The organism is Pseudomonas sp. Con_6, from assembly GCF_059379395.1.
In genome coordinates this window covers 5,433,351-5,460,334 of record NZ_CM182011.1, presented here as the reverse complement: position 1 = coordinate 5,460,334, position 26,984 = coordinate 5,433,351, and the positions used below count along the sequence as shown (strand labels likewise).

Below are 26,984 nucleotides of genomic sequence, written 5' to 3'. Positions count from 1 at the left end.
CCTCATGCTTTTAAGGATTCATTAAGTTCTCTGACCTATAGCGACAGGCCGGGCAGTCTAGGTCAGTTGGAGCTGATCTTACTCAGCGAGGATGCGCGTCTTAAAACTGCGCTCACTCGCCTGGATGATCTGGCTGGCAAAGTGGCTGAAGCTGCATCGCATGCCTCTTTGCTTTCGACCCAAATCGAACATGCATTAGTGGAGCAGCGCGCGGAAACAGACATGACCGCCGCCGCCATGACAGAAATGGCCGCCTCCATCAGCGAGGTCTCCGGGCATGTCCACCAAACTGCCACAGAGGCTGAAACAGCACATGGGCTGGCTGTGCAAGGTGACAAAGTTGCCGGGACTTCTCGTGAGGCTATTCAGCTCCTAGCAACTACGGTCACGAACATTAGCAATGCTGTGGATAATCTCGCCCGAGAGACTCAACAAATCATGTCCGCCGCAGAGGTTATTCAGTCCATCGCGGATCAAACAAATTTACTCGCGCTCAACGCTGCGATAGAGGCAGCACGGGCTGGCGAGCAGGGGCGCGGTTTTGCTGTAGTAGCTGATGAAGTCCGCGCCTTGGCCAGCAAAACTCGGGTATCCACACAAGAAATTCAGAGAGTGATTGAAACTCTGAAAAAAGGCACCGATGAGGCAGTTGATATCGCGAGGATCGGTACGCTGGAAGCTGATCATGGTGTGCAGCAGGTCATACAGGTTCAAGGGGCGCTGGAAGGTATTCGCGAAGCAGTTGGGCGCATTAGCGGCATGAGCCAGCAGATGGCGGCTGCCTCAGAAGAGCAGTCTCATGTCGCAGAGGATATTGCCCAACAAATTAACAATGTTGCCGGCACCGTGGAGCACACTGCAAAGAGTTCCCACGCAGCAGTGATTCGGGCGGGTGAGCTTGAAACCACCTCGCGTGGTTTGCATGCCCTGGTTGAGCGCTTCAATAGGTAACGTCTTGGAAAGCTATGGGATTAGTCAATGAGTGAAGGATATCGTGCAGCTGTTGATGCGGCGGCTATTTTTTCAGAAACCGACATGGAGGGAAATATTACCTATGTCAATGATCATTTCTGCGCTATTTCCGGTTATAGCGCTCATGAGCTCTTAGGGCAAAATCACCGGATTCTGAATTCGGCCATGCATCCGCCGGAGTTTTTTACCGAGTTATGGAATACCATTTCACGCGGCAACGTCTGGAAAGGGGAAATCTGTAATATTCGCAAGGATGGCAGTCTCTATTGGGTGGACAGTACAATCGTCCCCACGTTTGACAGTGTTGCAAAAGTTAAAAAATACGTGTCTATTCGTTTTGACGTGACCGAAAAGCGTAAGTTGATGGATACGCTACAGTGGCGTGCGGATCATGACGTATTGACGGGTCTTCCCAATAGATCCTTGCTGAATAAACGTTTCAAACAAGCCATTCAGACGGCGAGTAACCGCGGTATTTCCATCGCGGTGTGCGTGCTTGATCTCGATGGCTTCAAAATTATCAACGACCGTTATGGTCACGCTACAGGTGATCGCTTACTGGTAGAGGTGAGTGAGCGGTTAAAGAAAACTATTTTTGGCGATGATACAGTGGCGCGCTTGGGAGGCGACGAGTTTGTACTCCTTTTATACCTGTCGGACACCAGTGATTTAGAAGTGGTGATGCGCAAAATTCTGCATGATATTTCCTATGTATATACTATTGATGGTGTCGAACTGGAGATTTCCGCCAGTATTGGGGTTACCCTCTACCCCAAAGATAATGTCGGTATCGACTCGCTCCTTTTGCATGCCGATCAGGCAATGTACAGGGCTAAATTGAGAGGGAGAAATTGCTTCCATGTATTCAATTTGTTATTGGATAATGAGCACCGTACTGCATTCGAAACGGTGGTCGAAGTCAGCAAGGCACTACGTAATAACGAATTCCGATTGTACTATCAACCAAAAATTGACTTTAATACCGGAAAACCTGTTGGTTTCGAGGCGTTGCTACGATGGTTACATCCACAAGACGGGATTATCTCACCTCAGAATTTTATCCCGTTCATCGAAAGTACTAATCTGATCGTGGATATCGGTAATTGGGTTATGGAAGAAGCCCTGAAGCAAATTACACAGTGGCGCGAATCAGGACAAGTATGGTCGATTTCAGTCAATATTGGTGCTTTGCATTTCCAGCAAAAAGGTTTTGCTGAGAAGTTAAAGTGCTTGCTTGCCCAATACCCCGAGGTGCGACCGGAACAGTTGGATATTGAGATTGTTGAGTCTGTCTTGCTAGGCGATATGCCAGGTGCCATCAAAAATATTAACGATTGCCAAAGCTTGGGCGTGACCTTCTCGTTGGACGATTTCGGCACAGGCTATTCATCACTTAGCTATCTCGAGAAGCTGGATACCCAGTCCATAAAAATTGATCAGTCATTTATACGGGGCATACTGAATGACAAGAAGAGCTTGTTGCTGACCATCGCCATAATTGGCCTGGCGAAGTCATTTAATCGACAGGTCATAGCTGAAGGGGTCGAAACCGTTGAACAGGCAGATCTGCTGATGCGCCTAGGCTGCGATATCGCTCAAGGGTATGTTATTGCCAAGCCTATGCCAGCGGAACACGTCCTGCAGTGGGTTGAACAGTTCGTAAAAATCGGAGGCGAACGCCACTGATGCCCGGTTGGCTCAGTGATTGCCGCAGATGGGGTCAGCTCCCGATCCTGAACGGTAACACTCCACAATACGTTTGCGCTGAAATTCTGCAGAGCACCATGGCTTTGCGTGGTGTAGCGCCTGACGGTAGTACCGAGGTGAATGGCTTTACTAATTTCCTAGTGATAGCGACACTAAGTACCATCGTCCTAAATCCATTCAAGGTTCCTGTTTCCTCGAATGCGTTGGATTGGCGATAAGTGGTCAATGGTCCGTGAGGTCTTCCTTGGGGGACGAATTGCCTGCTCACAGCCAAAAACATAGAATCACACCAATAGATTGATTTTTTGAAAGTGTATGGCTTCAAATATGTTCAGGGTGGCTTTCTTTATCCTCGGGTGCCTTTTAAGGATCTCAAAGAATTGCTCTCTAGCCTCTGACATTGTCATAATTATCGAAGTGAGTTGGAGTTAGCGTATGGACCTCATTACTGGAATACTATTCGTTTTTTATGGCGAACATGGCGATAGTCTCTGCCCTTGCTATGCATTGGTAAAGTATACATCCGTCAATGACCCAGGCGTCTCTATGCTCCTAAGTGAGCCCTCGTCACAGCACACTTATGCTCAGTATTTTCTTACTGTCTCGCAGGCCATGCAGCCAACCGCCTGGTTGGCAATTGCCGCGTGGTTTGCAGAAGCCCCTGCGAGAAAACTGACTATGCAGTTCGGCCAGACGCAAGTTCATGCTTATTCGCTACTGGAAGTCGCCGTCCTGCTGGAAGAGCTCCTGTCTCAAAATACCACGCGCACCACTAAACGTAATTGAATGTCAACCTCAGTGCCTTTGGAGGTGTTATCTCCCTAATCACATACAAGGACGCGGGCGCAACATATGTGCTTTTTGGTGCTGCACCCTTTCTCCTGGTTCGTGAGGTGTTCGAGCCAACCACTCGACTTTGAGAGTTCCAACTGTAGCAACCCTAGAGCAGGTGAGCCGAGCGCGATGCCAAGGCCAAGACAAACCACCGAGGTGGTAACCGGTGCCCAGCGAAGATAGGACGATGACAGGGCTAGGACCAAGAGCACTGCGCCCAGCATGGCGAACCAAACGATGAAGGTCATTACCCAAACGCCTTGAAACTCAGATGGTGAGCGTTCGAGTGGGTACCGAAGCGGCTCGTTCAGCCTGTCTCCAGATGTCACTTGTCTAGCCGACCAAATGTAAAAAAAGATTTCAGGCTCTCACGACGGTCCTACGTTCTAGTACACCTAGGAGAAAGTCATGAAATTCGCGCAGTTCTGCCAATGGCTCGCCAACCGGTCGGGGAAGCCAAGTACATTTTTGATCGCCGTGGTGCTCATTGGGTTATGGGCTATCTCAGGGCCCTGGTTCCACTACAACGACACCTGGCAGCTCATCATCAACACCTCTACGACGATCGTCACTTTCTTGATGGTGTTTCTGATTCAGAACACGCAGAACAGGGATAACGACATCATCCACGTGAAGCTGGACGAGCTGATTCGCGCCACCAAGTCGGCTCAACGTTCTGTCTTGGATTTGGAAGATATGGACAGCAAAGAGCTTCGAGCGCTGCGCAGGGAATACCGCGCGATGGCTGAAAATTGCGGTCAAGCGGACTTGCAGGAGCCAAGCGCTCCTGAGGATGAGCAGCGCGAAAATATCGATCAGCAACGCTAGCCTGGGGCGTTTGATTGATTAAGTGAGTCAGAAGGAATTTTTCTGGTACAAGCGATGTCGTAATGACATCGCGCACCAAGCCGCCTTGAAGACGGCGACAGGATGTCAGCTTCGACCTGGTGCGCGTTACGCGAGTCAGATGATGAAACACACGATTTCCCCTCCACCGCTTCCCCCCGTGATGCTTGTAGAAGACGAACCTGCGTTAAGAGAAATCCTCACCTTTATGCTGGAGGATCTCGGAGCTGTGGTGACCAGCTTTGCAACCGCGGCTGAAGGACTCGCCGCTCTAGGTGCTCATGACTGGGCGTTGGTCCTGACGGACGTTAGAACCCCAGGGCCTGTCGATGGGCTTGCTCTTGCAACCACAGCTAGGGCAAGACTGCCGGCCGCTGGGGTCATAGTAATGAGCGGGTTCTATGAAGAGATGGGAAGACCACTGCCGATGGGAGTGTCTTTTCTGCCCAAACCGTGGCCTTCAGAGTCTTTTGACCAACTGGTAAAGCCCGTTCTCGAACAGTTCAGCAAGCGGATGTACCCAGAGCAGGGGGTTACCGGCTCAGGGCTTGTCCGATGGCGTCAATGAGTTGTTCAAGAGCCCAAGGTTTGAAAAGGAAGATGGTCCGAGGATCGAGCCCACCTGTGTCTAGGTTGAAGCCGGACGTGAATATACAGGGCAAATCGGGCCACTTCTGTTGGATCATGGAAAGGAACTCCATACCTTTGATGCTACCAGGTAGCCCATGGTCGGCGATGGCCAGAGAGAAGCTACCGTGCTGCTCCAATAACTCGATGAGCGCGTCATCGGCGTTATCGAATGTGGTGCAGTCACCTCCCAACTCCCGAATGATATCGGACATCAATGTCCTCAACGTCTGATCGTCTTCCAGAACAAGTACCTTCATTCCGGTCAAAGACAGTCCTTTTGTCTCGAATTCCATAAGGCCTCTCGCCTGCAAAAAAGAGAGTTTTTCATGATCCTAGGTGGTAATCGACGGTAGCGTATAGCCATCGCGTCTGCTCGCGCCGTCATATTTTTGAACAGACCACCAAAGGATGATGGTTGCGAAGAAGGTCGTCTTCGGTGTGTGGATGCGAGCCCCCACGTCCAGAGATATTCTGAACGAAGCGGCATGACAAAATTCCCTACTCGGCGCTATGGGTACGCTCAAGGTAGGGGCGGAACTCTCGGAGAAAAATTTCGAGGGTTTTCGGCCCAATCCCGTCCAGGCTTAGAAGCCAAGTTTCAAATTGACCGGTGTCGGATGCTGTGACGACAGTTGCAAGTTTGGCGTGGAGCTCTGCCTCAAGGCGTAGCCCTAAAGCGTGGAGCCGGCGGGCTGTTGATTCGTCGTAACGTGCATAGCCAGCCTGGCCCAGCAACTTTACAAGGACCTGGTGCGAGCATCCGGCCAGCTCGCTCGGTGAATCCAAACCATGTCTGTCGACCAGGGTGCGATAGGCCTCTACTGCGGTGCTGGACCGAATCCTCTTTCCAATCAGAAAGCTGGCCAGCAGCCACTTGTAAACACCGACTTCATAAGCCTTTGAAATGTCGATGCCCAAAGTGGCAGCGGTAACCGTGATCACCCCTTGGTGCGCTTCGGGTCAGCGGCACGTGGATACGTCCGTTCTTCCTCGATTGTACCGTCGGCCTTGTGGATCTTCACCGAGGCGGTTTTCCCGTCGAAGAACTCGGAAAGGTGGCCGACCAATTCAGCCTTCGTAGCAGCGCGCTTGGAAGCACGTTCAGCACCGGCTTTCTTCAGCTCCCAACCATCGGCGGTCGGGCTCACGTGATAATTTTCCACGGCTCATCCTCCTATTAGATTAGATTAATTCGCCATCGTCCTGGATGTCTTCTTCAGCTTCAGCTGCATCCGTGGCGTCGGCATCGTTCAACGGTGGAGATGTAGGCCTCTCCGGGTCGTTGATGAAAGGGACCTTGCTCGGCCCTTGCTCTTCAGAACCTTCTGTTTTTGGCTGCATAGTGCACCTCCTTTACCCACGGTTGGAGCGCTTCGCAGCGTCTACGTTCAGTTCGATCGGTTGCTCCGTCTTTCCGATCCTATGCTGCTGCTAGACGTGTTCAGTTGTCTGGGCCCCGAGGTTCACACAGGTATTCAGCTGCCATGTTGCCTCACAATCGATGTTGAAGCGGCTTGGCCGAGGTGGCGAGCACGTGCAACCCCCCAGTTCATCGCGCGGGTCATTGTCTCGCCGGGGCGCTTGTAGAAGCCCTCCTCAGAGAGCGGCTGACCGAGCTCATCGTAAACCCCTATGAAGAGCTGGGTTTCTCCTGTCCGCGCCAAGCGCACCTGTACATCGATCAAACGCCCGTTATCCAATTTCTCACTGTGAGTTCGGTGATGAAGATTAGGATCCGCCCACTGCCAAAAGGCCTTTCCCCGGTATTTCATTGTCTCCGCCTCTGCTTCGGCTGCTGTGTGTCTTTGACAAAATAGCGGAGGCACCAGTCTTCTCAAATCCGTCGCCGAATTATGTGACCTGCTTCAGACGCGAGGAGACGCTCAGTCCTTTGTGAAGGAGTTTTAGGGCTGGGACACTCGCCACTCTCTATCCGGAGCAGGCGACACGTGACCGTCTACGAGGTCTGCTGAACCAATCGTTTTGGATAAACGTCAATCCAGAAACAGACCAAGGGGACTACAGCCTTGTTTAAGGATCCCGTTGCGGACCTGCTGGCACTGCAAGGAAAATGATCTTCTGGTGACCACCGCCGAATCATGTACTGCCAGCTACATGATTTTCCTGCTGGCAACGGGGCCGATTATGTCTGGGGTATTACGAGGCCTCAATAGATTTTGGTGCGCACCCTTACACCAAGTCTGTGATTGGTCATCTGTCTGACTCCGGGCCGGCCGGAGAAGGTCTGCTGGGTTTGAGCTTACTAGCGTGTGCGGGGAAAATAGCTGGCAAGTCAATCACACCTTGTTTGTCTGTGTTGAGGCTGGGCAGGCCATCGCATATTTAATAGCGGCCTTAATCGATAATCACCCTTTAATCTACGAGCGTAGTACAGTATTTCAAGGCTGGGTAGATGCCAAAAATCGGATGGTTGAGGTGCTGACTGGTGAAGCTTGCGATCGCAGTAAGCCAGTCTACTCTTCCGTGAGCCCCCGCTATGACTACATGGAAGAGTTGCTATGCTGAATATAAGTGAGAATGCGTTCAGGGATTATATATTCAATAATCATAAGGAAGATTTTTCCTCTTTGATTGCAGGAAGGAGGGAGCCGGTAGAGTGGTACGGTGAAGAATTTCCACCGCTTCATTTCTTGCTTCGCCGAAAGGTTGAGCGTGCCATAAATGAAATTCTGGATCAGCTGGAAGAATTGGTCTTAACGGCTAAGGAACTACGCCTTGAAAAAAATGGCCCTCATCCGACTCGCGTGGATCTTTTTGGGTGCTCGGATTCTACAGGCATCACTATCATCGAGTTGAAAAAGTCGCAGCAAACCGAACGGCAGGCCTTTACTGAACTCTTAGCCTATGCAAATCATTTCTCCTCGATATTTGCTGGAGTTAACGAGACGGCCATCACCACAGTGTTGGTTGCTCCGATGGAGACCCGAACGGTAAAGGATGCATATGTTCAAGAGCTATTGCTGAACAAGAAGAATATTGTCTCTCTTATTCCTTCTTGTGAGGGCGGTCGCTATCGCCTTAATGTGTTTTACCCTGATGAGAGCTATTATAGATGGTTTGAGAATAATGTGTTCAATGATCACTCCATGACCTGTTTGACTCTGTCATTTCCGTTGATTAAAGGTTGGATAGATTCTGAATACAGCGAGCCTCCGCAGTGCGCAAAAGATGCATTGAATCAAATAAGCAAATCTATTGCGCAAGTCTTAGAGTCTAAAGGCTTCCATTCTATAGTTTATGCTTCTCAGAAGTGGAGCGAGATCACGAGTCTATTCCCCTATCCTAATATGATTGTTGTGGCCGCAGTGAATCCATTTTCCTCGGTGAGAACGTATGTTGAGGATGATGAGATTGGGGGAAGATCTGCGCCCGGGAGGCTGACTGAAATTCAAGCAATTTATAACCAGCTCACCAAAGACGATCAGCGCTTTAACTGGTTTGAGGCGATGGAAAGTAACTATACCGGTCGTTTGATTCGAGCCGTACGCGATCAGCTGGAGTTCTGCCTTCTGAATGATTCGCGATCAATACATGTCGAAATTTGACTGCCGGATTGGTATGGATTTAAGACGAGTATGGTCGATGCGGTATTTACACACAATTTGGAGACTCATACTACTGGACTTTTGAGGGAGGTTTATACCGAATATATTTGCTATCTTTATGAAACTGGGCAGCAAAAAGTCATGTTTGGTTATCAGATGTTAACTCCGTTTCTCGCAGTGTGGGAGATTTGTCGCGGCTTCGGTTACGAAGCAGAGTAATAGCATTCGGAGAAAAATGGCCACCGATTGGTGGCCCTTTTTTCATGGAGCTATAAGTTGTCTAGCAAGAGCCATTTCAACAGAGTCCTCATCCTGGTTCAGTGAGTCGAGCCCGGATTCCGGCACATCGCCCGAAGTGCTCTGCGCCACTGCGATCTTCTTGGCCATCAGCTGCAGGCAGGTGATCTGCGAGCTGCCGGCGTAGCCGAAGAAGACCACGCGCACCGGGTGTTTCTGCCCGATCCTCCACGAACGCCGCGCGGCTTGCTGTAGGGTGTACACGTTGTACCCCGTCTGCAGGAACGCGATGGTTGGGAAGTCCAGCAGATCCAGCCCGGTCTTAACCAGCTCCGGGTTGGTAAGCAGCACGTCGACATCGCGGTCGACCTGGTCGAGGATCCAGTCCTCGCGCCGAGCCGTTTCAACCGTGGCTCGCAGTACCGCAACGCGCAGACCGGCCTGCTCGAGGACCTTCTTCAACCTGGACGTGGTGTCGCGCGTCCCGCTGTAGACGGTATATGCAAGTACCTTGCGGCCTTTTGCTTTCTCCTCGAGGCACAGGTTCAGCAGCGCCTGCTCCTTGGGCATCAGTTCATCGTCACCGAAGAGCGCCGGCACAAAGGCTAGCGTGTCTCGGGTGCGAGGATGTTTGACCATCTCCGATCGGAAGCAGCAATCCGGCCAGGCCAACAGCACATTGAGCACCACTCCCAGAAGGGTGGTGTCTCTCCGGGCCAGAGCCCGGCGGAGTTCAGCTGTCAACGTGGCCGCCAAGCGCAGGTAGGCCGAGGCCTGCTCCGGCGCCATGGGCACGTCGATGAACTCCTCCTGGTAGCTGGGCAGCACATTGCCACCGATATCCTTGAGCTTCAGGAACACGGTGAATGGCAGCACGAACCGGTGGATGCCTTTAGGGCCGAAGCCTGGGGCTTTCACGGTGCGTACTGACAGCTTCTTGCCCTTGGCGGTCTTGTGCGAATCGCCATCGCGCTCGGTGTAGATGTCCTTGAGCACGCCGTGATCGCGCATGAACGACATGGCTGCAGGAGCCATACTGCCGCGTGCGTTGGGTCGGTAGCCGTCCTCGATCATGCGCTGGGTGAGGATGCGGAACAGAAGGTAGAACAGGTCGTCGGCGTAACCACCCATCAAGGTGCCGGTGAGAAGCACGGTTTTACGCGCCTTCGCGGCCAATACCCCCATGGCCTGGCCCTGGGCCGAACCGCTGTTCTTGTACTCATGCCCCTCGTCGACCACCAGCAGGTCGAAGAAGCCATCGGGTAGGTAGCGCTTGATGAACTCTGTCGGCTGATAGCCGCCTTCGCCGAATCCGAACTCGATGTTGGCCATCGCCCGTTCCATGCGCTTGGCCTGGCGATCGCTGAAGACGAAGTTGCCTTTCGCGTCCATCAGGTTGATGAACTCTGAAACGTTGTCGACCAGCATCGAGGCCAGGAAGTCCTCGCCGAAGTCGTTCAGCAGCCGTTCCGCCCGGACCGGGCCGATCGTCGGTATCCGGCACATCGACTTCAGGATTGTCGAGCGCCGGTCCCCACCATCGGCTTTACCTGGGCGCATAAGCGTCCAGAGGGCAGCGTTGCAGGCAGTGCAGTTGCGACGGCGATCACCGCGCTCGAATTCATCCACGGTGACCAGGTTGCCTTCCAGGTCCTCGAGGACCTGGCCACAATCTGGACATGCCGCCAGCAGCTGGCCACCTGCAGTACGCCGCTTCCAGCAGGCGAGCCGCCAGTGGAAACCCATCCGCATCCTGACGCGGCCGAGAATGAAAAACTCCGGTCGGCCATCGTAGGCTTGCCCCGACTGGTCACGCAGCTTGAGCAGTTTGACCAGCGTGTCCGGGCCGTTGAGCACCCAGACGCGGGCGCCTGGTGTGGTTTCCAGGATCTCGCGCCGCCACTTGTAGACCAGGTGGGGCGGCGAGATGACGAGGGTTCGACGGTAGCCGGCCGCGTGGAGCACGGCAGCGACTGCGATGGCCATCATCGTCTTCCCGGTCCCCATCTCGGCGTTGATGATCGCAGCTTGCTCGTTGCGATCGAGCAGAAGCGCGGTGATGGCTTGAACAACCTCAGCTTGCGCCACGAATGGCGTGCGCTTGAGACTTGCCATCACGGCCTGCCGCTGTTCGTTAATGCTGCCGGTATAAACCGGAGGGTTGGAGCGGTTGAGCGACTCCAGGAGCTCGTCGCCGAACTCGTCGATGAAATCGGTCAGGTTGATGTTCAGTGGTGAGTTGGCCGAGGCGGCTACTTGGGTCAGTGCGTTCATGTGCATCTCCTGCAGGGAAAGCAGGGCATGCACAAACCCCGACGGGTATAGGCATACCCTGTGGGTCGGTGTGGGGTTGTCGCCGTTGCGGCGCTGGTCAGTAGTCGCTGGGAAGCAGCAGGGTGGTGGAGCTGCGGTCGGCTTCGGTGATGATCCAGAGCCTGGACTCGTCGCCGGCGTCGATGTCGTAGCCTGAGAACAAACGGTCTCCGTGGGTAAGCGCAAGCTGATTGGAGGCTCGATCGTCATCGCATAGCTCACCCCAGTCGCCAGCAAGATGGCGTTTCAGCGAGGGAGTAGGGTTGAGCTGCCCGGTTTCGACCAGATGGCTGACAGCGGCGGTCATCATGATCTGCCCCGGGTTGAACAGCGGCGTTGCAACTGACTCAACAGTTGCAGGCGCCTCGTCGTTGCTCGCCGGTGAGGAACTGATGATCAGCACCTGGCCGTGGTTCACCGAGGAAGGTGTCATTTCCCAAGCGCGGATGATCGGAATGAACCGGTCGGTGAGGATCCTGACTTCTGAGACGTTGCCTTTCTCGTCCTCGGTGAATTCGGTCTTGCGCACCTTGTCCTTGTAGGTATCACCCTTCACGACCAAGACGCGCCCCGACTTCGAACGTACAACACCGGAGATTGCGCCGGCGGCCAGGGCCAGTGCGAGGTGCCAGCGGGAAAGCTCGCGGACAGGGGCCCGGGGTTGAAGGCCGACTTGCCCGAAGTGCAAGTTGAAGTCGGGCCAGAGGCCTCGCAGCCGCAGAATCTCGGAGGCGAATTGCTCCGGCTCCAGGGTAATGCGATAGAAGTGCTCCAGCTCGCTGGCAACTGACGGAATGAGGTACGGCTCCCATGGCCAGGTGGCAGGGACCTCCTCGGGCAGTTGCTGCCCAGCGCCGATCGCCTGCAGGCGGGACCTCACCTGGTTGGTGGTGGCCCGAGCCAGGTCTTGCCGGCGTACGCGAATGCCGAAGATCACCACCTGTTTGAAGGTGGGGTCTGCAGCAGCGTATACACGCAGTTCGGCGAAGTGGTTGCTCAGCCATCCTGTGAACTCGTCGTCCAGCACGTAGTGAGGAACGATGAGCACCATGACGCCGCCGTACTGCAGAAGCGGGAGGCAGCGTTGATAAAAGGCTTTCTCCAAGCGCCGGCGGCCGCTGCCTTGGTACTGTGATGCACCGGAGTGATCCGCGACCAGGTCACCGTAGGGTGGGTTGAGCCAGAGCAAGCCGAACGACTGACGGCTGATCAAGGTGTCGAAGAGGTCACTGTGTAGCACCCGGTCGAGCAGACCTCGCGCGTGAACCGCGCGTTCGCGATCGTACTCGACCGCGAACGCTTGGACCTGGTCGCGGCCCAGGAAGTGAGCTGCTTCAGCAAGGGCAACACCCTCACCGGCACAAGGGTCGCAGATCCTCATCCTGCCCGAAGTGGCGGGAGTGAGTGCCTGCAGCGTGCGTTCAAGAGTGATTTCATCGGTGGGGTAGTAGCCGTTGCGGGCAAAGTTGCGCGCCAGGCGCGGAAACATGAGGGCCATAGGGCATCCTTTGAATTGGTGAATGAGCTCAGGCAGGCGCCTGAGCTTCAGTGGTGAGTACGCCCTGGCGAATCAGCTCTCCGAGAGCAGGCTCAAGTACCTCGAGCTTCATGGCGAGTCGCCAGGCGCAGACATCGCCGAACGCTCCAGGGAGGGCGATCAGCATCTGGTGCTGGGTGAGGACTTCCATCACAGGCTCGCGCCAGTGGGAGAGAAGGGGAAGCGGGCAGGTCTCGATCACCAGCGGCCAGAGCCGATGGTGTGGGGCTTCATTACGCTTCAGTAGGGCGAAGGCGAAGTGATTGGCTTGGTCGGGCACCGAGGCGCGTCGATCGAACAGCCAGAGGTGCAACATGCTGCCGAACAAAGTCCCGCGGAATTGCCGTGTTGTGCGCTTTTCCAGCTGGTCCTGGTTGGGGAAAACGGGGATGCTCCGCCCGTCGACGAGAATGTGAAACTGCTCGAGGCCGTTATCTTCCCGGCCAAGCGTGAGCCTGGCCAGAAACTCCTGCAGGGCAGTGTCACGACCCCAGGCCGACATGAACACCAGGTTGCGCTGCTCGTCGCACACGCAGGCGTCGACGTACAGGTCTGGGCATTCCTCGATCTGGAACAGGGGGGATGGGTGCATGATGGCCTCCATTGTGGAGGCGTCCGTCCCAGAGGGCGGAAACGCCCCCCGGGATGGTCTGGTGGTTAATTGAAGGTCCTGGTGAGCGGATCGAAAGCCACACTGTGTTGGTGCAGCGGGCCGTGACCCTCTAGGAATATTTGGATCCGGTACTGGTCGCGGAGACGTATAGCAGCCTCAGCCTGGTCTAGGGTGAGGTCCAACTCTTCGATGAAGAAGTCGACGAGCTCCTCGTCAGTCGACACCTCGTTGTTGGACAGCTGGTCCTCAATGTTGGCGAGGATTTGTTTGCTCAAGTTGCTGAACATAGCGTTCATGATGGTGCTCCAGGTAGATAAATGGAGCCCCTGAGGAGGCCCCTCAGGGTGTGTGGTTCAGGTTGACTGCGGCAGTGGTCTGACAGGCCGCTTTAAGGGGAAGCCCTGGTCCAGGTTTGAGTTTTGAAGTCCATGGTAAAACCGAGCTGGTCCAGCCGCGTGCACTGGGCGCGCAGCCGTTGTCGGTCTACGGTGGTGTCGAGCCTCACGGTTTCGCTCAATGGCCACACCGTGCCAAATAGCTCGGCATCGATGTCGTTCGTGATCGGAGACACCGGTGGGGTCATCCCGAAGGGCTCATCCGAGGCGAGGGCATCAGTTTGGGGCTGTCGCGCCGGCGCACTTGGAGCCCGACGTGACGGTATCGGTGTGGGTGGTGGCCCGTCCTCTTCAAGAGGGTCAGGGACGTTGGTTGGCAGGTGTTCTTCGTCCTCGCGACTGAGACCTGTGACATCCTCCAGGGTCATGCCCTCGAGTTCAGCCCTGATCTCAACAACGAGTCGACCGCCGTGTGAGTAATACGATGGGCGAATCTGCTTGATCGCGAAGTCACCTCGGTATTTACCCTCTTGGTATTGATCCAGAAGAGCATCCTTGATGGTGAACTCACCGATCGAGGTACTGAGGCGGCCGACGTTGAATAGCCCGAGTCGGCCGGAGATGGTGCGGATGGCCAACTGGCCGGTGATTGAGATCATGTGCGCTCCCCGTAAAGCATGGGGAACTCCCTGCGGGCGTTCCCCGCGAGGGTGGAAGGTGTTCAGCAGTCGAACAGCGGCAGACCGTCGAGAACGTTACCGTTGGGGTCGATGACCAGGAACCTCACTTCAGCCTCAGCGGCAAGAGTGAGCACTCGGATGGTCTGCTCGCTGAAGCCCTCGGCGGCTTGCAGCGCTTGAAGTGTCGATAGGTCGTACCCCCAGTACTGTCCCAGATGTTGGTCGGTCCAGGGCGTACTGAGAAGTTTGAAGCCGATGGCATCACTGTCGGGCAGTACAAAGCACTCGAACTGAAGGAGAGCTGTATCAGCAGTTTCAACGAATGCCTGCAGCTCCTCCCAGTCCTCCTCGGGCAAGTGCGCAGATGCGATCTCGAACGCGTGGCTGCAGCAGGGATGAGTTACAGGGTGATCACCAGCAGAGATGTGGAAGGGGTTGGGTGATTGTGCCATGTGGCGTGTTCCTGGTTGAGAGGAAGCCACCCCAGAGGGTGACCCCTCTGGGTGAGTAAAAAATGGCTGTGTCAGGCAGGGGCTGCAGCGGGCTGCAGCTTGATCTGGATGTAGGATGGCTCGTCCTCGGGGGCCACGATTTGCAACATGAGGGTGACCCAGTCACGGTCACAGCCGGTGTGGCGCTTCGTGTACACACCGAAGGACAGAGCATTCGCCTGAGGCTGCTGCTTGAGCTCTTGCCACGCAGTTTGGACGACAGTGGCGAGGCGTTGGCTCATTTCGGCTACCCGGTCCGGGTTTTCGAGATAGACCGCACGCATCCACGCAGCGTTGTCCAGGACAACCGGAAGGGTGAGGTATGGCTCGGACGATGCGGATGGTATGGACATCAGAGGTCTCCAGAATGAGCGAGGCCTCGGTCCGCGAGGGATGAGATCCCCGCGGGTAGGTAAAGTAGAAGGCACTCCATCACTGAGTGATGTGATCGCGCTACCGAGTGCTCGGCGATCTTGGGTGGGTTGGCGCAATGCGCTGGAGCCTTAAACCCTGGCTCCGGGAGGCACTGTCAACGACAGTGAGCTAAATCTGTCCCCGTCTAGACGGGGAACTTACGGTTATATTGGAAGCCCGGAAGAAAAGTCTCTCCGTGCGATTTTCAATGAGGCATGAAGTCATCATCTACATAGCTCAATTCGAGCTCATTCATTAAGCTCTTGTACTTCCTGAGAAGCCCAAGTTCTTCAAGCATCGGTTGATGCTTCGGGCGGTAGTTGTGAAGGTGATCCGAGCCTGCAAGCTCCCATAAGGCTATCTCCCACTCACTGTCCCTATCAAAGAGATTGAGCGGTGTTTCTGCAGAGCCAGTATAGGGGGGTATTGCTGTTGAAAAATCGAGTTCAATCTTATCGAGAACCCGCTCATGCGCGTAGAGAACACCAATCTTGATGATTAGAGATAGTCTTTCAGGATAAGTATTAGTGTGCATTTTTTAGCTCCAAGGGAGGTGAGGAATACGCCTCCCCTAGGAGATCGGCGTCCCCTAGTGGGTTGGAATCAGGTGGTGTGATCAGTTGATCGGCACGATCGTGGGCAGAAAGTAAAGGCGCTGAAATCAGCGCCTTGATAGGGGTTACGCGGCCTCGTTGACCTCTTGGGAACGATCACTGCCGAAGACTGGGGGAAGCTGTTCACCGAGCTGCTCGGCGCCTGGCTGACCTTGGTCTACGGGTTGGTCCTGGTCGCCCGGACGGTCCGTATCATCAGAGTGGTCTTCATTGCCAACGGGCGGGTTGGTGAATTTTGGCTTCGCTTCGTAAACCAGCTTGCCGTCAACTTTGATCCAGCCGATGAAGAGCAAACGGCCTTTGAGGCTTGCGCCGGCCTGACCCTTCTTGTCGCCTTTATCGTAGGTGAAAGCATCAGCCCAGATGTCGCCGATTCGGAAGGAGACGAGCACCTTCTTTTTGGCTTCAACGGCCTGCTGGCAGCGTTTGATCAGCGATTCTGCCTCGGCACCGACAACATTGCAGTCGATGTAGGAGTACTCGGCTTTATCAGCCGAGCCGTGCAAGGCTGCAACGGTGACACAGGTGAAGGGCTTGCCCTTGCGGGGACTGACTTCACGGATACGGTTGAGGTAGCCGATGCCAGTGGTGTGCAGGTCGAAGAATTTGGCTTCGTTGGATTGGTTGCTCATGGTGATTCTCCAGTTTCAATAGCGAAAGCGGAGAAACACTTTGCCCATGGGGGAAGTATTCCCCGCATGGGTTGGGATGTAGCAAGTTGGGTGGGCTTCCATCAATCGAGAGATTGATCAATCGCGCTTCCGGAAGCTTGGCGATTTTGGGGAGATCAACACCGTAGTGGGTGTAGCGGTCTTTCAGATCATAACCGCTCGGGCTTGGGTTACTGACGACGTCAGCAGCTCACAGTCACAAGGATGGAAACGGAGAAACACATTGTCAAGCCCTGAAAGAAAAAAAACCTCCTGGTGGAGGGTTAAGTTGGGAAAATAGATGATCAATGTGCTCGAAGAATCTTCTGGCACCGGCGTTTGATGTTAGGCCAATCGGCCCAAACTGCCATGCCGACGCAGATGACGAGCAGGGCGGTGAACATGAGGATGCCGAATGTGGTTTGGCTCATGTCATTCCTCCGGGGTGAGGTAGATGCCTGTTATCCAGATTACAACACCTACCACGAGGGCGAAAGCGGTTAGGAGACGGCTAGTGCTGAGGAAGATACCTACGAGGGCGGCGGCAACGGCCGTCGTTCCGATCTTGCGAAGGTCGTCTGCCACTGCCGCACGTTTTTTTGAAACCATGGCGTTCCTTTGATCGCCAGGCCCTCACCTTGCCAGGTAGGGAGCCTGGCACTGGTTGAGGTTGGAGGGGAGTTAGATCGCAACTGGAGCTATGAGATCGTTCAACGGGCCCATACGCAGCTCTGATGCGTTGGATTTGCTCGGCTTGCGCTGACGGGGCCGGCGCTTGGTCGGTGGTACCGCTTTGGTGTTGATTTCGTACCACTGGTTCAGATCAACGCCGCGGCGTGAAAGGGTTGGAATGCGGCAAAGCTCATCCCAGTCGTTGCGGGTGGGCGTTATGCTCGCGAATTGAACGACAGGCCGGGCGTGGGCTGGGACGACTGGGGCTGGACGTTTCATGGCGCGCAGGAACTCACGGGTGAGAGTGCCGAGCGCGTAGCCAAAACGGAAGCCGATCGAGGGTGCGGACATTGCGGTCATGGTGTTTCTCCTGCGGTTTAAAAATGCGGAGAAAACACTGACCCTGACGGGGAAATGTATTCCCCGCTGGGTTTGCGGAATGAGCTTCTATCGACGGAGGTCGACCGGTCGTGCTACCAGAAGCTAAACGACCTTGGGCTGTTGGACCACACAGACTTCGTGCTGCAGCATTACGGATCCGAGCTGCATGGGGCATGTTGCTGACGACGTCAGCAGATCACCGCTTAATAATCGGAGCGGGGATGGATTGTGTCAAGCGGAGGGGGCGGAAAGGGGGGAGAGAGAGGGAGAAGGCCGGCTGGATCAGCCCTTGGAGGTGATCCAGCCGTATTTGAAAAAAAGTTGAAGAAGCCACCTGTGTCGAAATCGTCGATCCCTGGGCATTGATCGTCTCGATTCTCATCACCTGGCCATTCTCGTGGCTTTGGCCAGCAAACATGAGGCACGCATCCGCGCACAAAAGGAGCCCGGCTTATCGCCGGCGGGCCACCGGCAAAGGAGAGAGTACCCATTGGGTAGCCTCATGAACCTTTCACAAGTCCATCAGGCTACCCAAGGGGAGGAAAAGAGGAGGGGCCACATTACCAATGTGGCCCTTGGATCAAAGAAGCACCGAACCTCTTGAAACTCTATGTGCCTTTGAACCCGATCATCACGAGTTAGACGGCTGCGCGACTAGAGAGAGCAGGGAGACACAGGGAGAGCTTTCAACCAGATCCGCACGCCCTTCCCGGAGCTATAGCGTGCTTACGGTTTGGTGTTGAGGCGAACCACGACACCTGGGCGCTACTGATGACCGACAGTAGCCAGCGGGGTTAAACCAGAACTGATGTCATTATGGGTTGTACAACGGCCGGGACGCAAGGCTCGTAGGCATTTTCGCACGGCGTCAACGGTCAATAGACCGCAACGACTGCCCCTTCCGGGACTGGCGCTGGAACAGCGATGGCCATGCTCCCCCCCTTCGGCGAGAACAACTGGCCCGACCGCTTAATACCTACCGTCATGGACTCAGTGCGCTCGCTCAGTGCGGAAGGCAGGCCGGCAGGAACCATTCCGCTGACGTAGGTGTATGAGACCCCTCCGACGATGTATGTGGCGATCCCGTTTTGCTTGATGTACCAGCTCGGAAGGTTCAGCGATGCGTCCGCCGGCGCTCCAGTGAATCCAGGATTGGTCTGGGCATACTCTGCTGCGGCAGAGCGGTAGATCAGCATGCTCCGGCTGAGAGCATCGATCGTTGCCTGCTCAGAAACGACCTCATCTGTGTGCTGCACCTGGGTGAAGATGCCTCCTGCCACGATTAGCAGGGTCATAGCGATCCAGTAGATGTACATGAAGAAATCCTGAGGATTAAGCGTTGTGGACTATAGTCCGCTGACGATTATAGTCAACAACCCGAAAATTCTGACCTTTGATCTCGTGATCTCGGGTTGGACTTTTGGAATTACAACCAGACTCTTCGAAAAAGCACAATCATGCTTTCGGCATGGTGTTGGCCGAGTTGCGCATTGCTCGGGGCATCTCGCAAGAAAAGCTGAGCTTCGAAGCTGGTGTAGATAGGTCGTACATCAGTCTGCTTGAGCGTGGCCACAAATCTCCAACCCTGGATACCGTTTTCAACCTTTGCCGCGCATTGGAAATCCGATTCGACCAGTTGGCCAGGCTGCTGCAGGCCAAATTGGAAGATTTGAATGACCCAGGACATGACGCTTGCTGAGGGATTGACCCTTTATCGACAGAAAGTCTCCGTACTGAAGAAAGGCTTTGTACAAGAAAGTTACCGTATCTCTAGTCTGCTCAAGTCCAAGTACGCCGACAAGAGCATGCGTGAGTTTCGAAGTCCAGATATCGCTAGTCTCCGCGACGAACGTCTGTCGCAGACCAACCCAAAAACGGGTTCACCGATTTCACCATCGACGGTGCGCCTGGAGATGTCGTTGCTGTCGAACGTGTTCGACATCGGCCGGATCGAGTGGGGGGTATGCGAGTCGAACCCAGTCTCGAACGTGCGTAAGCCGAAAGCAGCACCTGGCCGTGATCGACGCTTAACCGCCCGTGAGGAGCGCCAGATCATGCGTTATTGTCACACGCATCCCACGCCAGACCTCTATGTCCTTGTCGTCCTGGCAATCGAGACGGCTATGCGCCAGGGGGAACTGTTGAAGCTTGAGTGGGAGCACATCAGCCTACAACGGCGAATTGCGCACCTCCCGGATACCAAAAACGGATCGAAGCGGGACGTGCCCCTGAGCCTCAAGGCTCGTGATGCGTTAATCCAGCTCGGTGCACGATCGAAGGGCAAGGTGTTCGGCTATACCGCCAATGGGTTGAAGTCGGCCTGGCGCATCATGCTCCAGCGCCTGGATATCAAGGATCTTCATTTCCACGACCTCAGACATGAGGCCTGCTCGCGCCTGTTTGAGCTTGGCACGCTCGACATCATGGAAATTGCTGCCATCAGCGGGCACAAGAGCCTCGCAATGTTGAAGAGGTACACCCACTTAAAAGCCTCTAGGTTGGTCAAGAAGCTTGAGGGGAATAAGCATCGTGGTCAGCAGGTGATCATCAATCATCTAGTTCCGTATCCTGCTGTAGTTTCGGAAACCCCTAACGGTGTCATCGTGCGAGTGCTCGACTTTGATGGTGTACAAGGGGCAGGGCGGACTGCGGAGCTGGCAAAGCGCGTGGCGCAAGATGCGCTGCTACGACATCTGATGGTGTCGTTGCGAGACAAGGAGCCTATTCCAGCGCCTGACCAGTATTTAGAGCCGGTCAACGAGGGCGACATAATCATGTTGGACCCGTTGAGTCAGAATTGTCCCTTAGAAGGGAATCACACCTTTTTACGGTGATTAGGTGATGCCTACAGATTGCCCTGGCCAGGTAGGCTGGGCATCTCAGTGAGATCCTATTGCCAATCCGGTGTGTGGAAAGGTAGTGAGCCGAAATTTGTTATTGCTGGGGAATTTTCTGCAGGTCCTGGTGAAGTAATCAGGATGATCTCTGCGTCAGAGGGAACCTGCTTTCAATCCGGATTTTATACAGCTTCTCTGAATAACTACGATTCGTTCAATGGTCGAGTATATGTAGGGCCTGATGGGTATTGGTATGTTTCAACTGTTGGTAGCGCCTATGCACGTGGACAAACACTATTCGCGACTTGCATCAGAAGCTAACCGACTATCGTGACTCGATTAAGTTTGCCAATCCGGTGTGTGGACAGCAGCACGGTTCGTGGCGAGCTTGGCGGATGGCAGCTCTGGCATAAACGGTAATACAGGGTACAGCGGGACCGGTACTGTAACGGGCAGCCTGTTTTCTGGAACATTAAATGCCGGATCTGATGTATGTGGTGGATTCGGCTACGTGTTTTGTGGCAGTAGCGTGAGTTGTGCGATCGCGAATGCAGGGGTACTACTCATTGACAACTTCTATGGATACACGGTATGGTGTTAACGACCTGCCCATAACATCCTCAGTAAGGGAGTGGTGATATGCATAGTTTGGATTTGCTTGCTTTTAATGCAGGAAGCGGACCGTATCCACACTTAGTTACAGCATGCTCTGTTGAGCGATTGGCGACTAAATGTTCTACCACAGAGCTTGCAGAGTCCGTCAAAGCGTTGGAATAGACCTTGCATTGCTTTATAAAGTCCTGCTGACAGCCGTAATATCCAAATTTCTTCGCTAGGGCACATTTAAATTTGCTAAAAGCGAAGTCACATAACTGTTCTCGACGTGACGATCCATCTGCCAATCCGGACACCGGATTGGCAAGATGGCAATGCGTCACGTCGAAATAGTTGTGTGTACTTTCGCTTTTAGCAGGTAATTTAAATGCTGCCCTAGCGAAGAAATTTGGTCGGTGTCAGTCAGGGCTTTATAAATCAATCGCAAGGTTTCCAACGCTTTGGCGGACTCTGCAAGCTCTGTGGAGAACTCTTTAGTCGCCAATCGCTTAAGAAGAGCATGCTGTGAACTAAGAGTGGATATGGTCGCTTCGATTAAAACAAGAAAATCCAAACTATTCATATCACCACTCCCTCACTGAGGATGTTATGGGCAGGTCTTTAACACCAACCGTGTATCCATAGAAGTTGTAATGAGTTAGTACCCCTGCATTCGCGATCGCACAACTCACGCACTACTGCCACAAAAGACGTGCCGAATTCAGCCACATAGCTCAGACGGAATTTACATTTCAGACAGTCCGGTTAAGTGCCATCTCTCTACCATGGACCCACATGTTTGTTTTGCTGAGAACCATGAACTCGCGGGTTTAACTGTGTACTCAAGGTTACGATCCATTCCGCCAACCCAGACACCGGATTGGCAAGAAGATGTGAGGCACTGGCAGGTCAGCGGCGCGCCCAGATTGTTTTTCGACTGGATACCTATCTTCGGGCAGGCCTGTCCTTCGACAGCGGTGCTCTCGATGTCCAGGTATTCCCCAACTGTCACACGTCCATCCGCCTGGAGCGTGCCGCCGCGGATCTTCCCGCCGGTCAACAGGCCCTTGTCGTTCAAGACCCTGACCCAGTCAGTATCGGACTGATAGATGCCGCCTCCCCACTTTTCGTTCACCCACCCAGTGTCGTTCTGGCTTCTGAACCAGCCGTCCTTACTGGTGATATCGTTCGTCGTGGTGACAGCGCGGGCATTGTTAATGTCGTTGCCACCCATATCGATCGCCGTGTTCATCCGGTTGTACTCAGGGTGACCTGGAACAGCGTTGCGATAGAGGTAGTCGTTGGCAAGGTCTCCATCCATGAGGAACAGAGCACTCGCGGTATGACCCTGTCCTGGATTGATGCCGTAGTTGCTCAAGGCGAGCTCCCAGCCTCCACGGACTCCCTGGATGACCCCGGGCTTCAGCGCCGAAATGAAGCCGCCCGGCCCGCCCAGGTGCTCCGCGATCGTACGAATGCCCAACTCAGGGATCGCCTGGCCACCGGTGGTCACCACAATGGCCTCCAGCTGATTGGCATTCAGGCGCCTGGCCAGACCAACGATGGTCTGGCCGAAGCTATTGGTCGAGCTGAAGCTCCCCGGCAGATATTTGGTGTTCTGCATCATGTCCACGGTAATCTGGACGGGCGTTGTCGGGCCGGCGTTGGAGAGCACCACGGCATAGTTGTCCTTCAGGTACTTGGCAAAGGCGTCTGCCACGGTCCGCTGCTGTTCGGCGGCGATCCTGTAGTCCTGGTGATTCCCCAAGCTGAACATCCACCAGGCTGCGAGGGAGAGCATTATGCTCAGCACGATCAGGCCGAACAGCGCATCGATGGTAAAGAAGCCAGCCTGCCCGCGTTTACTGGCCATGCCAGAGACTCCTGTTCGATTGTGTGACGATGTCTTGCTCGATCATCTGGAGATGCCCGCTGCGGATCTTTTCGCGGATGGACGGTGCGTCATCCAGTGTGAGCAACAGGGTTTGGAGTGTCAGCCGCGGCTGTCCGTGTTCTGGGCGCAGCAGGGTTTGATGAATCACCGCCGTCAACCCTTGGGAGAGCACCTCCATGGCATTGGGCATCACTGGCTCGGCGAGCACAGACAGACGCTTGATGGCCCCCCCTATGCTGCCCGCGTGCCCCGTAGAAAAAATGAGGTGGCCGTTGATGGATGCCTTGATGACCTCAACTGCCGTAGCTGTGTCCCTCACTTCTCCGACTAGAATGAGGTCCGCGCGCGTGCGAAGGGCACGGATCAGCGTTTCTGAGTAACCTCCCTGGATGCGGGAGACTGGCAACTGGATGCAACGGCCTGGGCCATGTTCCCCTTGCAGGAGAGTTTCTGGCGGATCCTCGACCGTCAGGCCAAGGCCTCCGAGGGACATCAGCCGAGCCTTGACCGCCGAGGCTGCACTGCTAGTCTTCCCAGTCCCCATCTCTCCGGCGAAATACACAAGGCCTCTGGTTTCCTCTGCGAGCAGGCACTCGTAGATATGATCCGGCAGCCCAAGATCTTCGAGGGGGATGATGGTTGCTCTTGAGCGGTTCAGTACAAAAAATGCCTTGGTGAAGACATCCAGGTTGTACGTCACCCGCAGGAGCACTCGCTCTTCGAGCACAAGGGAAAACTCAGGCTCACGTGTCGTCTCGTACTGACGCAGACACTGTGCCCGAAGCTCCTGGATCTCGGTCAACCATTCCGCAGGAACGGGGGCTCGGCGGGGCTGGCCGGCGAGCCCCTTCACATCGGAAAAGTCGTGGCCAAGGTAGAGGTCCACGAAATCAGCATCTGCGATCAAGCTCACGCCGGCAGCCTTCAGTAGGTGGTCCAGGAGATCGAGTTCATATCGTTGGAGCAGCTTGTTGCTGCAGTCGCGGGAAGCACCTCGCCGCTGGTTGACGAACCACCGTTGATGGCAGTGGTGGTCTGCTTGTCCTTGGCGATCTTTGTGGTCAGCATGATGCAGGCCGCCTTGGGCACGTTGCTCTCGGAAAGAGTGAAGGTCATGCCATTGCTCACAAGTGTGACGGCGCCATTCCACTGATTCGTCAGGTTGGTACCTGAAACGCCCATGGAGCCGGTTCCGTCAATGGCGATCAGCGAAGGGACCAGGTTGGTCCCGGAGGTCCCGTATCCAGACGACCCTTTGAGCTTCTTCGCGTTGGTGATGATGGTGGTGATATTGCTTTGCTCTACAGCGGCATCAGAACTGCCGAGCATCTTGTAGCCGATCCAGGCGATGAAGCCCAAAGCAATGGTGATGAGCATGATCCACAGTGCTCCGTCGATTGACAGGAAGCCACGTTGTTTTTTGGGGGTAGAGAGTTTCATTGATTGCCTCTGGGCTATGTGCTTAGTGTTGGATTGAGTCCATCAGGCCGATGGCGAGCTGGAAGATACCGACCATCACGAAAATCATGAGCAAGCCCATGATTACTGCGGATATGGCTGTCAGGGACTTCGAGATTGTTTCCACGCGCTTGAGCATTTGCTCGAGCCAACGATTGGCAAACCGCTCCATGGATATGGCAAAGCTCTGTCGGGTGGCCAGGACCTGCAGGAAGTGAATGGCCATCTGGTCTGGGAACTGGTGCCCTGCCAATTTGAGCGCAGTTCCGAAATCTTTACCCGAGCTCACTCCATAGTTAATGGCGTCGATCCTTTCTCGCAGCCATGGAGATGCGCTGCGGCTGAGGATGTTGAGTGCGCTCAACTGGCCTACGCCAGCGCGAAGCATCACTGACATGTTGAGCAGGAAGATCGAGCCATGCAGTACCTTGTAGATCGACCATGGTGGAATGCTCTCGAGTCGCAGCCTGGTGATTTGCAATAGCAGGCTGAGCTGTGTTTTCCATGCCGGGCTGTTCGGTCGAACCTGTAAACCGCAGAAAAATGGAAGCGTCACGAACGACACGACGATCAGAGTAAACACCACCGCCACTATCAGCAGACCATAGTGCGTGACCAGCTTGGATAGGGCATACAGAAGACCTGGGATGCCTGTCCACAGCTCAGGATCTTGGCGTTGGGCCATCGACGGCACCATCCATGTGGCGATGACATAGAGCAGTGCGCCCATGAGGCTCCAAGTGATTGAAGGAAGCGCTACGACTGATATGACCAAGCGAGCTATGCGTTGGCGAGCCTCGATAAGCCGGACGCAATCCCTGAACGCTCCGACCAGATTGCCGGTTTTCTCCCCGGTCTCGACCAGGGAAGCCTCGTCATGTGGCAGGTGGCTCCTGCAGGCATCCGCCAGAGATTTACCACCGCGCACGAGCATAGCCACTTGACCACAAATGACCGACACAGGGTGCATCGTCGTTCCATCGCTGCTAAACGCTTTCGCAACGGTCTCCAGCGCTTCCTCGATCGCAATCCCGTCCTCGAGCACGCCCATCAGGCTTTCGTAAAACTGGATTCGTTCGTTCTTCCCAAACTGCTTAGCGTAGAAGGTGACTACCCATCCCTGGGCGGCCTCCCGTACGCCTGTCCAGAAGTCCTGAAGCAACTCAAGCATCGGATTGCTCCATCAATTGCCGGTCGAAATCGAGCGGCCCCGCAAAGAGCTCGGCATCGCGTGGGTCCACTATGCCGCTGGTGACTTTCATGATCCCGTGGGCGATCTTGGTGATGCCGCCCATCTCGTTGACCCAGTACCTGCGCGCAGCGCTTGCCCCGCGCCTGGTGAACGTATCCATGAGCTTGACGTTGGTCAGTAAGGTTTCGGCGATAACGGTGCGATCGACGACCCCGAGGTGCCTGCACTTGCTGCAGCCTTCACCGATCAGGTTGACTTGGTCGACAATCTTCAGTTGCTTCAAACGGACGAAGAGATCGCTGCTGATGCCGTGTGTATGGTCTCGGAGCGGGATGCGGCAGGCGGGACAGAGAACTGGCACCAGGGACTGGTTCGCGATCCCAGTGGTCAATAGTGGGTCGGTGACCAGGTAATGAGCCACGCCCATATCAATCAGGCGCTGGATGGTGGCGATCACGTTGTTGGTGTGCAGTGTCGTCCAGCCCAGGTGGCCTGTCATGGCGCCGGTATACGCTGCCTTGGCCGACTCCAGATCGCGTAACTCACCGTACATGAGGACATCGGGGTCCAGACGTACAGCATTGGTAATCCCGTCACCCCAAGTCTCGCCGGCGTAGATCGGTGATTGGTTAGCCTTAAGCGGATACTCAGGAGGATTCTCGAGCGTAAGAATGTGTCGGGAGCCACGGGTCTCGTCGTGCAGCGCGTTGAGATTGACCTGCAGGGTCTTGGATTTGCCGGAGCCTGTTGGCCCAGTGATCAGGTTCAGCCCAAACGGAAGACCTCGCAGCCTTCTGAAATGCTCTGTCTGCTCAGGCAGAAAGCCGAGCTCCTCGAAGCTCTGCTTGGACGTGTCGTCGTACAGCAGACGCATCACCATCAACGGGCCATCCACCAGCGGTCGAGTTGCAACCCGTGCTCCATACAGCCCGAGCTGGTCGACGAATTTGCGGCTAACGCGGGCATCCTGAGCGATATGGGGCTGGTAGTAATCGCCGGAGACATCGCACATGCTGTTGTACAGAGCAGCGCAGAACTCCCGCCCTACGTCGCTCTTTTCCTGACGTACCTCTTGAAGGATCCCGTACAGCCGATATTTGATCTGAGTGACATCATGCGAAACGACGATGTGAACATCACTGGCGCCGCGGTGATGGGCGTCTCCCATCAGCTCCACCACCTGGGCTTGACGCTGAGTCTCGACAAGAGCCTTCATGCCCGTCGACACCGAGGCCTGATATAGCGCTTTGATCTCCGTCATCGATGCGGAGATGACCTCGAAGTTGATCCCCTTGTGGTCCAACTGGTCCATGAAGGACATGACATAGGGGTCGCGGACATGCTGGGGGGAGATGTACAACTTCCCATCGGCCGTCAGCGCAAGGACCTGTCGCAGATCGTCTTTGATTGGATGAGGGCCGCCTGGTGCGGTCAGCACCGCCACTGGTAACGGTGACAATGCCAAGTCGACAGGCTCAAGGTCGACGGGCTCTGCGGATAGCTCGGTCATGTTCAAT

30 protein-coding genes and 2 pseudogenes are annotated in these 26,984 nt (G+C 55.0%); 8 read left to right on the top strand and 24 right to left on the bottom strand.

Annotated elements, in window-relative coordinates; translation table 11 throughout:
• Positions 1–24: 24 nt before the first annotated feature.
• From AC5QPF_RS24435 to AC5QPF_RS24425, 3 genes and pseudogenes are all read left to right on the top strand, one after another.
• A pseudogene (locus AC5QPF_RS24435) lies at positions 25–951 on the top strand (methyl-accepting chemotaxis protein); the annotation flags it as partial.
• 27 nt (positions 952–978) lie between these two features.
• Complete coding sequence (locus tag AC5QPF_RS24430; protein ID WP_494960262.1) at positions 979–2,658, top strand: EAL domain-containing protein; 1,680 nt, start codon at positions 979–981, stop codon at positions 2,656–2,658.
• 456 nt (positions 2,659–3,114) lie between these two features.
• Positions 3,115–3,465, top strand: a complete 351-nt coding sequence (locus AC5QPF_RS24425; protein ID WP_494960261.1) for a hypothetical protein — start codon at positions 3,115–3,117, stop codon at positions 3,463–3,465.
• 101 nt (positions 3,466–3,566) lie between these two features.
• Here AC5QPF_RS24425 and AC5QPF_RS24420 read toward each other — a convergent pair.
• Positions 3,567–3,761, bottom strand: a pseudogene (locus tag AC5QPF_RS24420) (cation:proton antiporter); the annotation flags it as partial.
• A gap of 160 nt (positions 3,762–3,921) precedes the next feature.
• On the opposite strand from AC5QPF_RS24420, the gene AC5QPF_RS24415 reads away from it, so the two are divergent.
• Together AC5QPF_RS24415 and AC5QPF_RS24410 are read left to right on the top strand one after the other, a co-directional pair.
• Positions 3,922–4,341 carry a low affinity iron permease family protein gene (locus tag AC5QPF_RS24415; RefSeq protein ID WP_494960260.1) on the top strand — a complete coding sequence of 140 codons (420 nt, stop codon included), beginning with the start codon at positions 3,922–3,924 and terminating at the stop codon, positions 4,339–4,341.
• Between the two features lie 139 nt (positions 4,342–4,480).
• The gene (locus AC5QPF_RS24410; protein ID WP_494960259.1) at positions 4,481–4,927 is read left to right on the top strand and encodes a response regulator; all 447 of its coding nucleotides are present in this window, start codon (positions 4,481–4,483) and stop codon (positions 4,925–4,927) included.
• On the opposite strand, the gene AC5QPF_RS24405 is transcribed toward AC5QPF_RS24410, so the two are convergent.
• The 5 genes from AC5QPF_RS24405 to AC5QPF_RS24385 form a co-directional block, all read right to left on the bottom strand.
• Positions 4,893–5,282, bottom strand: coding sequence for a response regulator (locus AC5QPF_RS24405; protein ID WP_095158060.1), 390 nt, complete (start codon positions 5,280–5,282; stop codon positions 4,893–4,895). The two genes, AC5QPF_RS24410 and AC5QPF_RS24405, sit on opposite strands and share 35 nt — an antisense overlap.
• 205 nt (positions 5,283–5,487) lie before the next feature.
• Complete coding sequence (locus tag AC5QPF_RS24400) at positions 5,488–5,931, bottom strand: HhH-GDP family DNA glycosylase (RefSeq protein WP_494960258.1); 444 nt, start codon at positions 5,929–5,931, stop codon at positions 5,488–5,490.
• The gene (locus AC5QPF_RS24395) at positions 5,928–6,152 is read right to left on the bottom strand and encodes a DUF2188 domain-containing protein (protein WP_095158064.1); all 225 of its coding nucleotides are present in this window, start codon (positions 6,150–6,152) and stop codon (positions 5,928–5,930) included. The genes AC5QPF_RS24400 and AC5QPF_RS24395 overlap by 4 nt, the downstream gene beginning before the upstream one ends.
• A gap of 19 nt (positions 6,153–6,171) precedes the next feature.
• Entirely contained in the window at positions 6,172–6,330 is a 159-nt protein-coding gene (locus tag AC5QPF_RS24390) for a hypothetical protein (protein WP_494960257.1), read from the bottom strand.
• 134 nt (positions 6,331–6,464) lie between these two features.
• Complete coding sequence (locus AC5QPF_RS24385) at positions 6,465–6,761, bottom strand: hypothetical protein (RefSeq protein ID WP_494960256.1); 297 nt, start codon at positions 6,759–6,761, stop codon at positions 6,465–6,467.
• Between the two features lie 747 nt (positions 6,762–7,508).
• Between AC5QPF_RS24385 and AC5QPF_RS24380 the strand changes: the two genes are divergently transcribed.
• Complete coding sequence (locus AC5QPF_RS24380) at positions 7,509–8,555, top strand: hypothetical protein (RefSeq protein WP_494960255.1); 1,047 nt, start codon at positions 7,509–7,511, stop codon at positions 8,553–8,555.
• Between the two features lie 261 nt (positions 8,556–8,816).
• Here the strand turns inward: AC5QPF_RS24380 and AC5QPF_RS24375 are convergent, their stop codons facing one another.
• The 12 genes from AC5QPF_RS24375 to pilM form a co-directional block, all read right to left on the bottom strand.
• On the bottom strand, positions 8,817–11,066 hold the full coding sequence (locus tag AC5QPF_RS24375) for an SNF2-related protein (protein ID WP_330076355.1): 2,250 nt from the start codon (positions 11,064–11,066) through the stop codon (positions 8,817–8,819).
• A 97-nt stretch (positions 11,067–11,163) separates the two neighbouring features.
• Entirely contained in the window at positions 11,164–12,603 is a 1,440-nt protein-coding gene (locus AC5QPF_RS24370) for a DUF6094 domain-containing protein (RefSeq protein ID WP_330076354.1), read from the bottom strand.
• Positions 12,604–12,631: 28 nt separating this feature from the next.
• The gene (locus AC5QPF_RS24365; protein ID WP_404821275.1) at positions 12,632–13,234 is read right to left on the bottom strand and encodes a hypothetical protein; all 603 of its coding nucleotides are present in this window, start codon (positions 13,232–13,234) and stop codon (positions 12,632–12,634) included.
• Positions 13,235–13,299: 65 nt separating this feature from the next.
• Positions 13,300–13,551, bottom strand: coding sequence for a hypothetical protein (locus tag AC5QPF_RS24360; protein ID WP_494960254.1), 252 nt, complete (start codon positions 13,549–13,551; stop codon positions 13,300–13,302).
• Positions 13,552–13,643: 92 nt separating this feature from the next.
• Positions 13,644–14,249 (bottom strand): DUF3275 family protein, encoded by a 606-nt coding sequence (locus AC5QPF_RS24355; protein WP_110968437.1) that lies wholly within the window; start codon positions 14,247–14,249, stop codon positions 13,644–13,646.
• Between the two features lie 62 nt (positions 14,250–14,311).
• The gene (locus AC5QPF_RS24350) at positions 14,312–14,722 is read right to left on the bottom strand and encodes a DUF5983 family protein (RefSeq protein WP_110968438.1); all 411 of its coding nucleotides are present in this window, start codon (positions 14,720–14,722) and stop codon (positions 14,312–14,314) included.
• Positions 14,723–14,793: 71 nt separating this feature from the next.
• Entirely contained in the window at positions 14,794–15,114 is a 321-nt protein-coding gene (locus AC5QPF_RS24345) for a hypothetical protein (RefSeq protein WP_330076352.1), read from the bottom strand.
• Between the two features lie 266 nt (positions 15,115–15,380).
• On the bottom strand, positions 15,381–15,710 hold the full coding sequence (locus AC5QPF_RS24340) for a hypothetical protein (RefSeq protein ID WP_110968440.1): 330 nt from the start codon (positions 15,708–15,710) through the stop codon (positions 15,381–15,383).
• A 144-nt stretch (positions 15,711–15,854) separates the two neighbouring features.
• A complete protein-coding gene (locus AC5QPF_RS24335; protein WP_110968441.1) occupies positions 15,855–16,421 on the bottom strand; it encodes an STY4534 family ICE replication protein in 567 nt (188 codons plus the stop codon).
• Between the two features lie 323 nt (positions 16,422–16,744).
• Positions 16,745–16,870: a hypothetical protein gene (locus tag AC5QPF_RS24330; protein WP_023629570.1), complete on the bottom strand. Its 126-nt coding sequence runs from the start codon at positions 16,868–16,870 to the stop codon at positions 16,745–16,747.
• Positions 16,871–17,120: 250 nt separating this feature from the next.
• Positions 17,121–17,471, bottom strand: a complete 351-nt coding sequence (locus AC5QPF_RS24325; RefSeq protein ID WP_110968442.1) for a hypothetical protein — start codon at positions 17,469–17,471, stop codon at positions 17,121–17,123.
• Positions 17,472–18,367: 896 nt separating this feature from the next.
• Positions 18,368–18,808 (bottom strand): type IV pilus biogenesis protein PilM, encoded by a 441-nt coding sequence (gene pilM / locus AC5QPF_RS24320; protein ID WP_110968443.1) that lies wholly within the window; start codon positions 18,806–18,808, stop codon positions 18,368–18,370.
• Positions 18,809–18,960: 152 nt separating this feature from the next.
• Here pilM and AC5QPF_RS24315 point away from each other — a divergent pair, with 152 nt between their 5' ends.
• A complete protein-coding gene (locus AC5QPF_RS24315) occupies positions 18,961–19,191 on the top strand; it encodes a helix-turn-helix domain-containing protein (RefSeq protein WP_110968444.1) in 231 nt (76 codons plus the stop codon).
• Positions 19,166–20,326, top strand: a complete 1,161-nt coding sequence (locus AC5QPF_RS24310; RefSeq protein WP_110968445.1) for a tyrosine-type recombinase/integrase — start codon at positions 19,166–19,168, stop codon at positions 20,324–20,326. The genes AC5QPF_RS24315 and AC5QPF_RS24310 overlap by 26 nt, the downstream gene beginning before the upstream one ends.
• A gap of 937 nt (positions 20,327–21,263) precedes the next feature.
• On the opposite strand, the gene AC5QPF_RS24305 is transcribed toward AC5QPF_RS24310, so the two are convergent.
• The 6 genes from AC5QPF_RS24305 to AC5QPF_RS24280 form a co-directional block, all read right to left on the bottom strand.
• Positions 21,264–21,506, bottom strand: a complete 243-nt coding sequence (locus AC5QPF_RS24305; RefSeq protein ID WP_494960253.1) for a hypothetical protein — start codon at positions 21,504–21,506, stop codon at positions 21,264–21,266.
• 162 nt (positions 21,507–21,668) lie between these two features.
• On the bottom strand, positions 21,669–22,796 hold the full coding sequence (pilV, locus tag AC5QPF_RS24300) for a shufflon system plasmid conjugative transfer pilus tip adhesin PilV (protein WP_494960252.1): 1,128 nt from the start codon (positions 22,794–22,796) through the stop codon (positions 21,669–21,671).
• Positions 22,786–23,730 (bottom strand): ATPase, T2SS/T4P/T4SS family, encoded by a 945-nt coding sequence (locus AC5QPF_RS24295; RefSeq protein WP_110968448.1) that lies wholly within the window; start codon positions 23,728–23,730, stop codon positions 22,786–22,788. Before AC5QPF_RS24295 ends, pilV begins: the two co-directional genes overlap by 11 nt.
• 11 nt (positions 23,731–23,741) lie before the next feature.
• On the bottom strand, positions 23,742–24,257 hold the full coding sequence (locus AC5QPF_RS24290) for a type 4 pilus major pilin (protein WP_110968449.1): 516 nt from the start codon (positions 24,255–24,257) through the stop codon (positions 23,742–23,744).
• A 22-nt stretch (positions 24,258–24,279) separates the two neighbouring features.
• The gene (locus tag AC5QPF_RS24285) at positions 24,280–25,446 is read right to left on the bottom strand and encodes a type II secretion system F family protein (protein WP_110968450.1); all 1,167 of its coding nucleotides are present in this window, start codon (positions 25,444–25,446) and stop codon (positions 24,280–24,282) included.
• A complete protein-coding gene (locus AC5QPF_RS24280) occupies positions 25,439–26,977 on the bottom strand; it encodes an ATPase, T2SS/T4P/T4SS family (protein ID WP_494960251.1) in 1,539 nt (512 codons plus the stop codon). The genes AC5QPF_RS24285 and AC5QPF_RS24280 overlap by 8 nt, the downstream gene beginning before the upstream one ends.
• Positions 26,978–26,984 lie beyond the last annotated feature (7 nt).

What these genes read in the sequence shown, in the direction of transcription:
- AC5QPF_RS24285 (WP_110968450.1), bottom strand. Translation starts at nt 25,446, where the DNA reads ATGCTTGAGTTGCTTCAGGACTTCTGGACAGGCGTACGGGAGGCCGCC.
- AC5QPF_RS24415 (WP_494960260.1), top strand. Translation starts at nt 3,922, where the DNA reads ATGAAATTCGCGCAGTTCTGCCAATGGCTCGCCAACCGGTCGGGGAAG.
- AC5QPF_RS24365 (WP_404821275.1), bottom strand. Translation starts at nt 13,234, where the DNA reads ATGCACCCATCCCCCCTGTTCCAGATCGAGGAATGCCCAGACCTGTAC.
- AC5QPF_RS24350 (WP_110968438.1), bottom strand. Translation starts at nt 14,722, where the DNA reads ATGGCACAATCACCCAACCCCTTCCACATCTCTGCTGGTGATCACCCT.
- AC5QPF_RS24325 (WP_110968442.1), bottom strand. Translation starts at nt 17,471, where the DNA reads ATGACCGCAATGTCCGCACCCTCGATCGGCTTCCGTTTTGGCTACGCG.
- AC5QPF_RS24290 (WP_110968449.1), bottom strand. Translation starts at nt 24,257, where the DNA reads ATGAAACTCTCTACCCCCAAAAAACAACGTGGCTTCCTGTCAATCGAC.
- AC5QPF_RS24330 (WP_023629570.1), bottom strand. Translation starts at nt 16,870, where the DNA reads ATGAGCCAAACCACATTCGGCATCCTCATGTTCACCGCCCTGCTCGTC.
- AC5QPF_RS24405 (WP_095158060.1), bottom strand. Translation starts at nt 5,282, where the DNA reads ATGGAATTCGAGACAAAAGGACTGTCTTTGACCGGAATGAAGGTACTT.
- AC5QPF_RS24430 (WP_494960262.1), top strand. Translation starts at nt 979, where the DNA reads ATGAGTGAAGGATATCGTGCAGCTGTTGATGCGGCGGCTATTTTTTCA.
- AC5QPF_RS24305 (WP_494960253.1), bottom strand. Translation starts at nt 21,506, where the DNA reads ATGAATAGTTTGGATTTTCTTGTTTTAATCGAAGCGACCATATCCACT.
- AC5QPF_RS24425 (WP_494960261.1), top strand. Translation starts at nt 3,115, where the DNA reads ATGGACCTCATTACTGGAATACTATTCGTTTTTTATGGCGAACATGGC.
- AC5QPF_RS24280 (WP_494960251.1), bottom strand. Translation starts at nt 26,977, where the DNA reads ATGACCGAGCTATCCGCAGAGCCCGTCGACCTTGAGCCTGTCGACTTG.
- AC5QPF_RS24390 (WP_494960257.1), bottom strand. Translation starts at nt 6,330, where the DNA reads ATGCAGCCAAAAACAGAAGGTTCTGAAGAGCAAGGGCCGAGCAAGGTC.
- AC5QPF_RS24335 (WP_110968441.1), bottom strand. Translation starts at nt 16,421, where the DNA reads ATGAGCAACCAATCCAACGAAGCCAAATTCTTCGACCTGCACACCACT.
- pilV (WP_494960252.1), bottom strand. Translation starts at nt 22,796, where the DNA reads ATGGCCAGTAAACGCGGGCAGGCTGGCTTCTTTACCATCGATGCGCTG.
- AC5QPF_RS24410 (WP_494960259.1), top strand. Translation starts at nt 4,481, where the DNA reads ATGATGAAACACACGATTTCCCCTCCACCGCTTCCCCCCGTGATGCTT.
- AC5QPF_RS24380 (WP_494960255.1), top strand. Translation starts at nt 7,509, where the DNA reads ATGCTGAATATAAGTGAGAATGCGTTCAGGGATTATATATTCAATAAT.
- AC5QPF_RS24355 (WP_110968437.1), bottom strand. Translation starts at nt 14,249, where the DNA reads ATGATCTCAATCACCGGCCAGTTGGCCATCCGCACCATCTCCGGCCGA.
- AC5QPF_RS24370 (WP_330076354.1), bottom strand. Translation starts at nt 12,603, where the DNA reads ATGGCCCTCATGTTTCCGCGCCTGGCGCGCAACTTTGCCCGCAACGGC.
- AC5QPF_RS24310 (WP_110968445.1), top strand. Translation starts at nt 19,166, where the DNA reads ATGACCCAGGACATGACGCTTGCTGAGGGATTGACCCTTTATCGACAG.
- AC5QPF_RS24315 (WP_110968444.1), top strand. Translation starts at nt 18,961, where the DNA reads ATGGTGTTGGCCGAGTTGCGCATTGCTCGGGGCATCTCGCAAGAAAAG.
- AC5QPF_RS24385 (WP_494960256.1), bottom strand. Translation starts at nt 6,761, where the DNA reads ATGAAATACCGGGGAAAGGCCTTTTGGCAGTGGGCGGATCCTAATCTT.
- AC5QPF_RS24360 (WP_494960254.1), bottom strand. Translation starts at nt 13,551, where the DNA reads ATGAACGCTATGTTCAGCAACTTGAGCAAACAAATCCTCGCCAACATT.
- pilM (WP_110968443.1), bottom strand. Translation starts at nt 18,808, where the DNA reads ATGTACATCTACTGGATCGCTATGACCCTGCTAATCGTGGCAGGAGGC.
- AC5QPF_RS24375 (WP_330076355.1), bottom strand. Translation starts at nt 11,066, where the DNA reads ATGAACGCACTGACCCAAGTAGCCGCCTCGGCCAACTCACCACTGAAC.
- AC5QPF_RS24345 (WP_330076352.1), bottom strand. Translation starts at nt 15,114, where the DNA reads ATGTCCATACCATCCGCATCGTCCGAGCCATACCTCACCCTTCCGGTT.
- AC5QPF_RS24340 (WP_110968440.1), bottom strand. Translation starts at nt 15,710, where the DNA reads ATGCACACTAATACTTATCCTGAAAGACTATCTCTAATCATCAAGATT.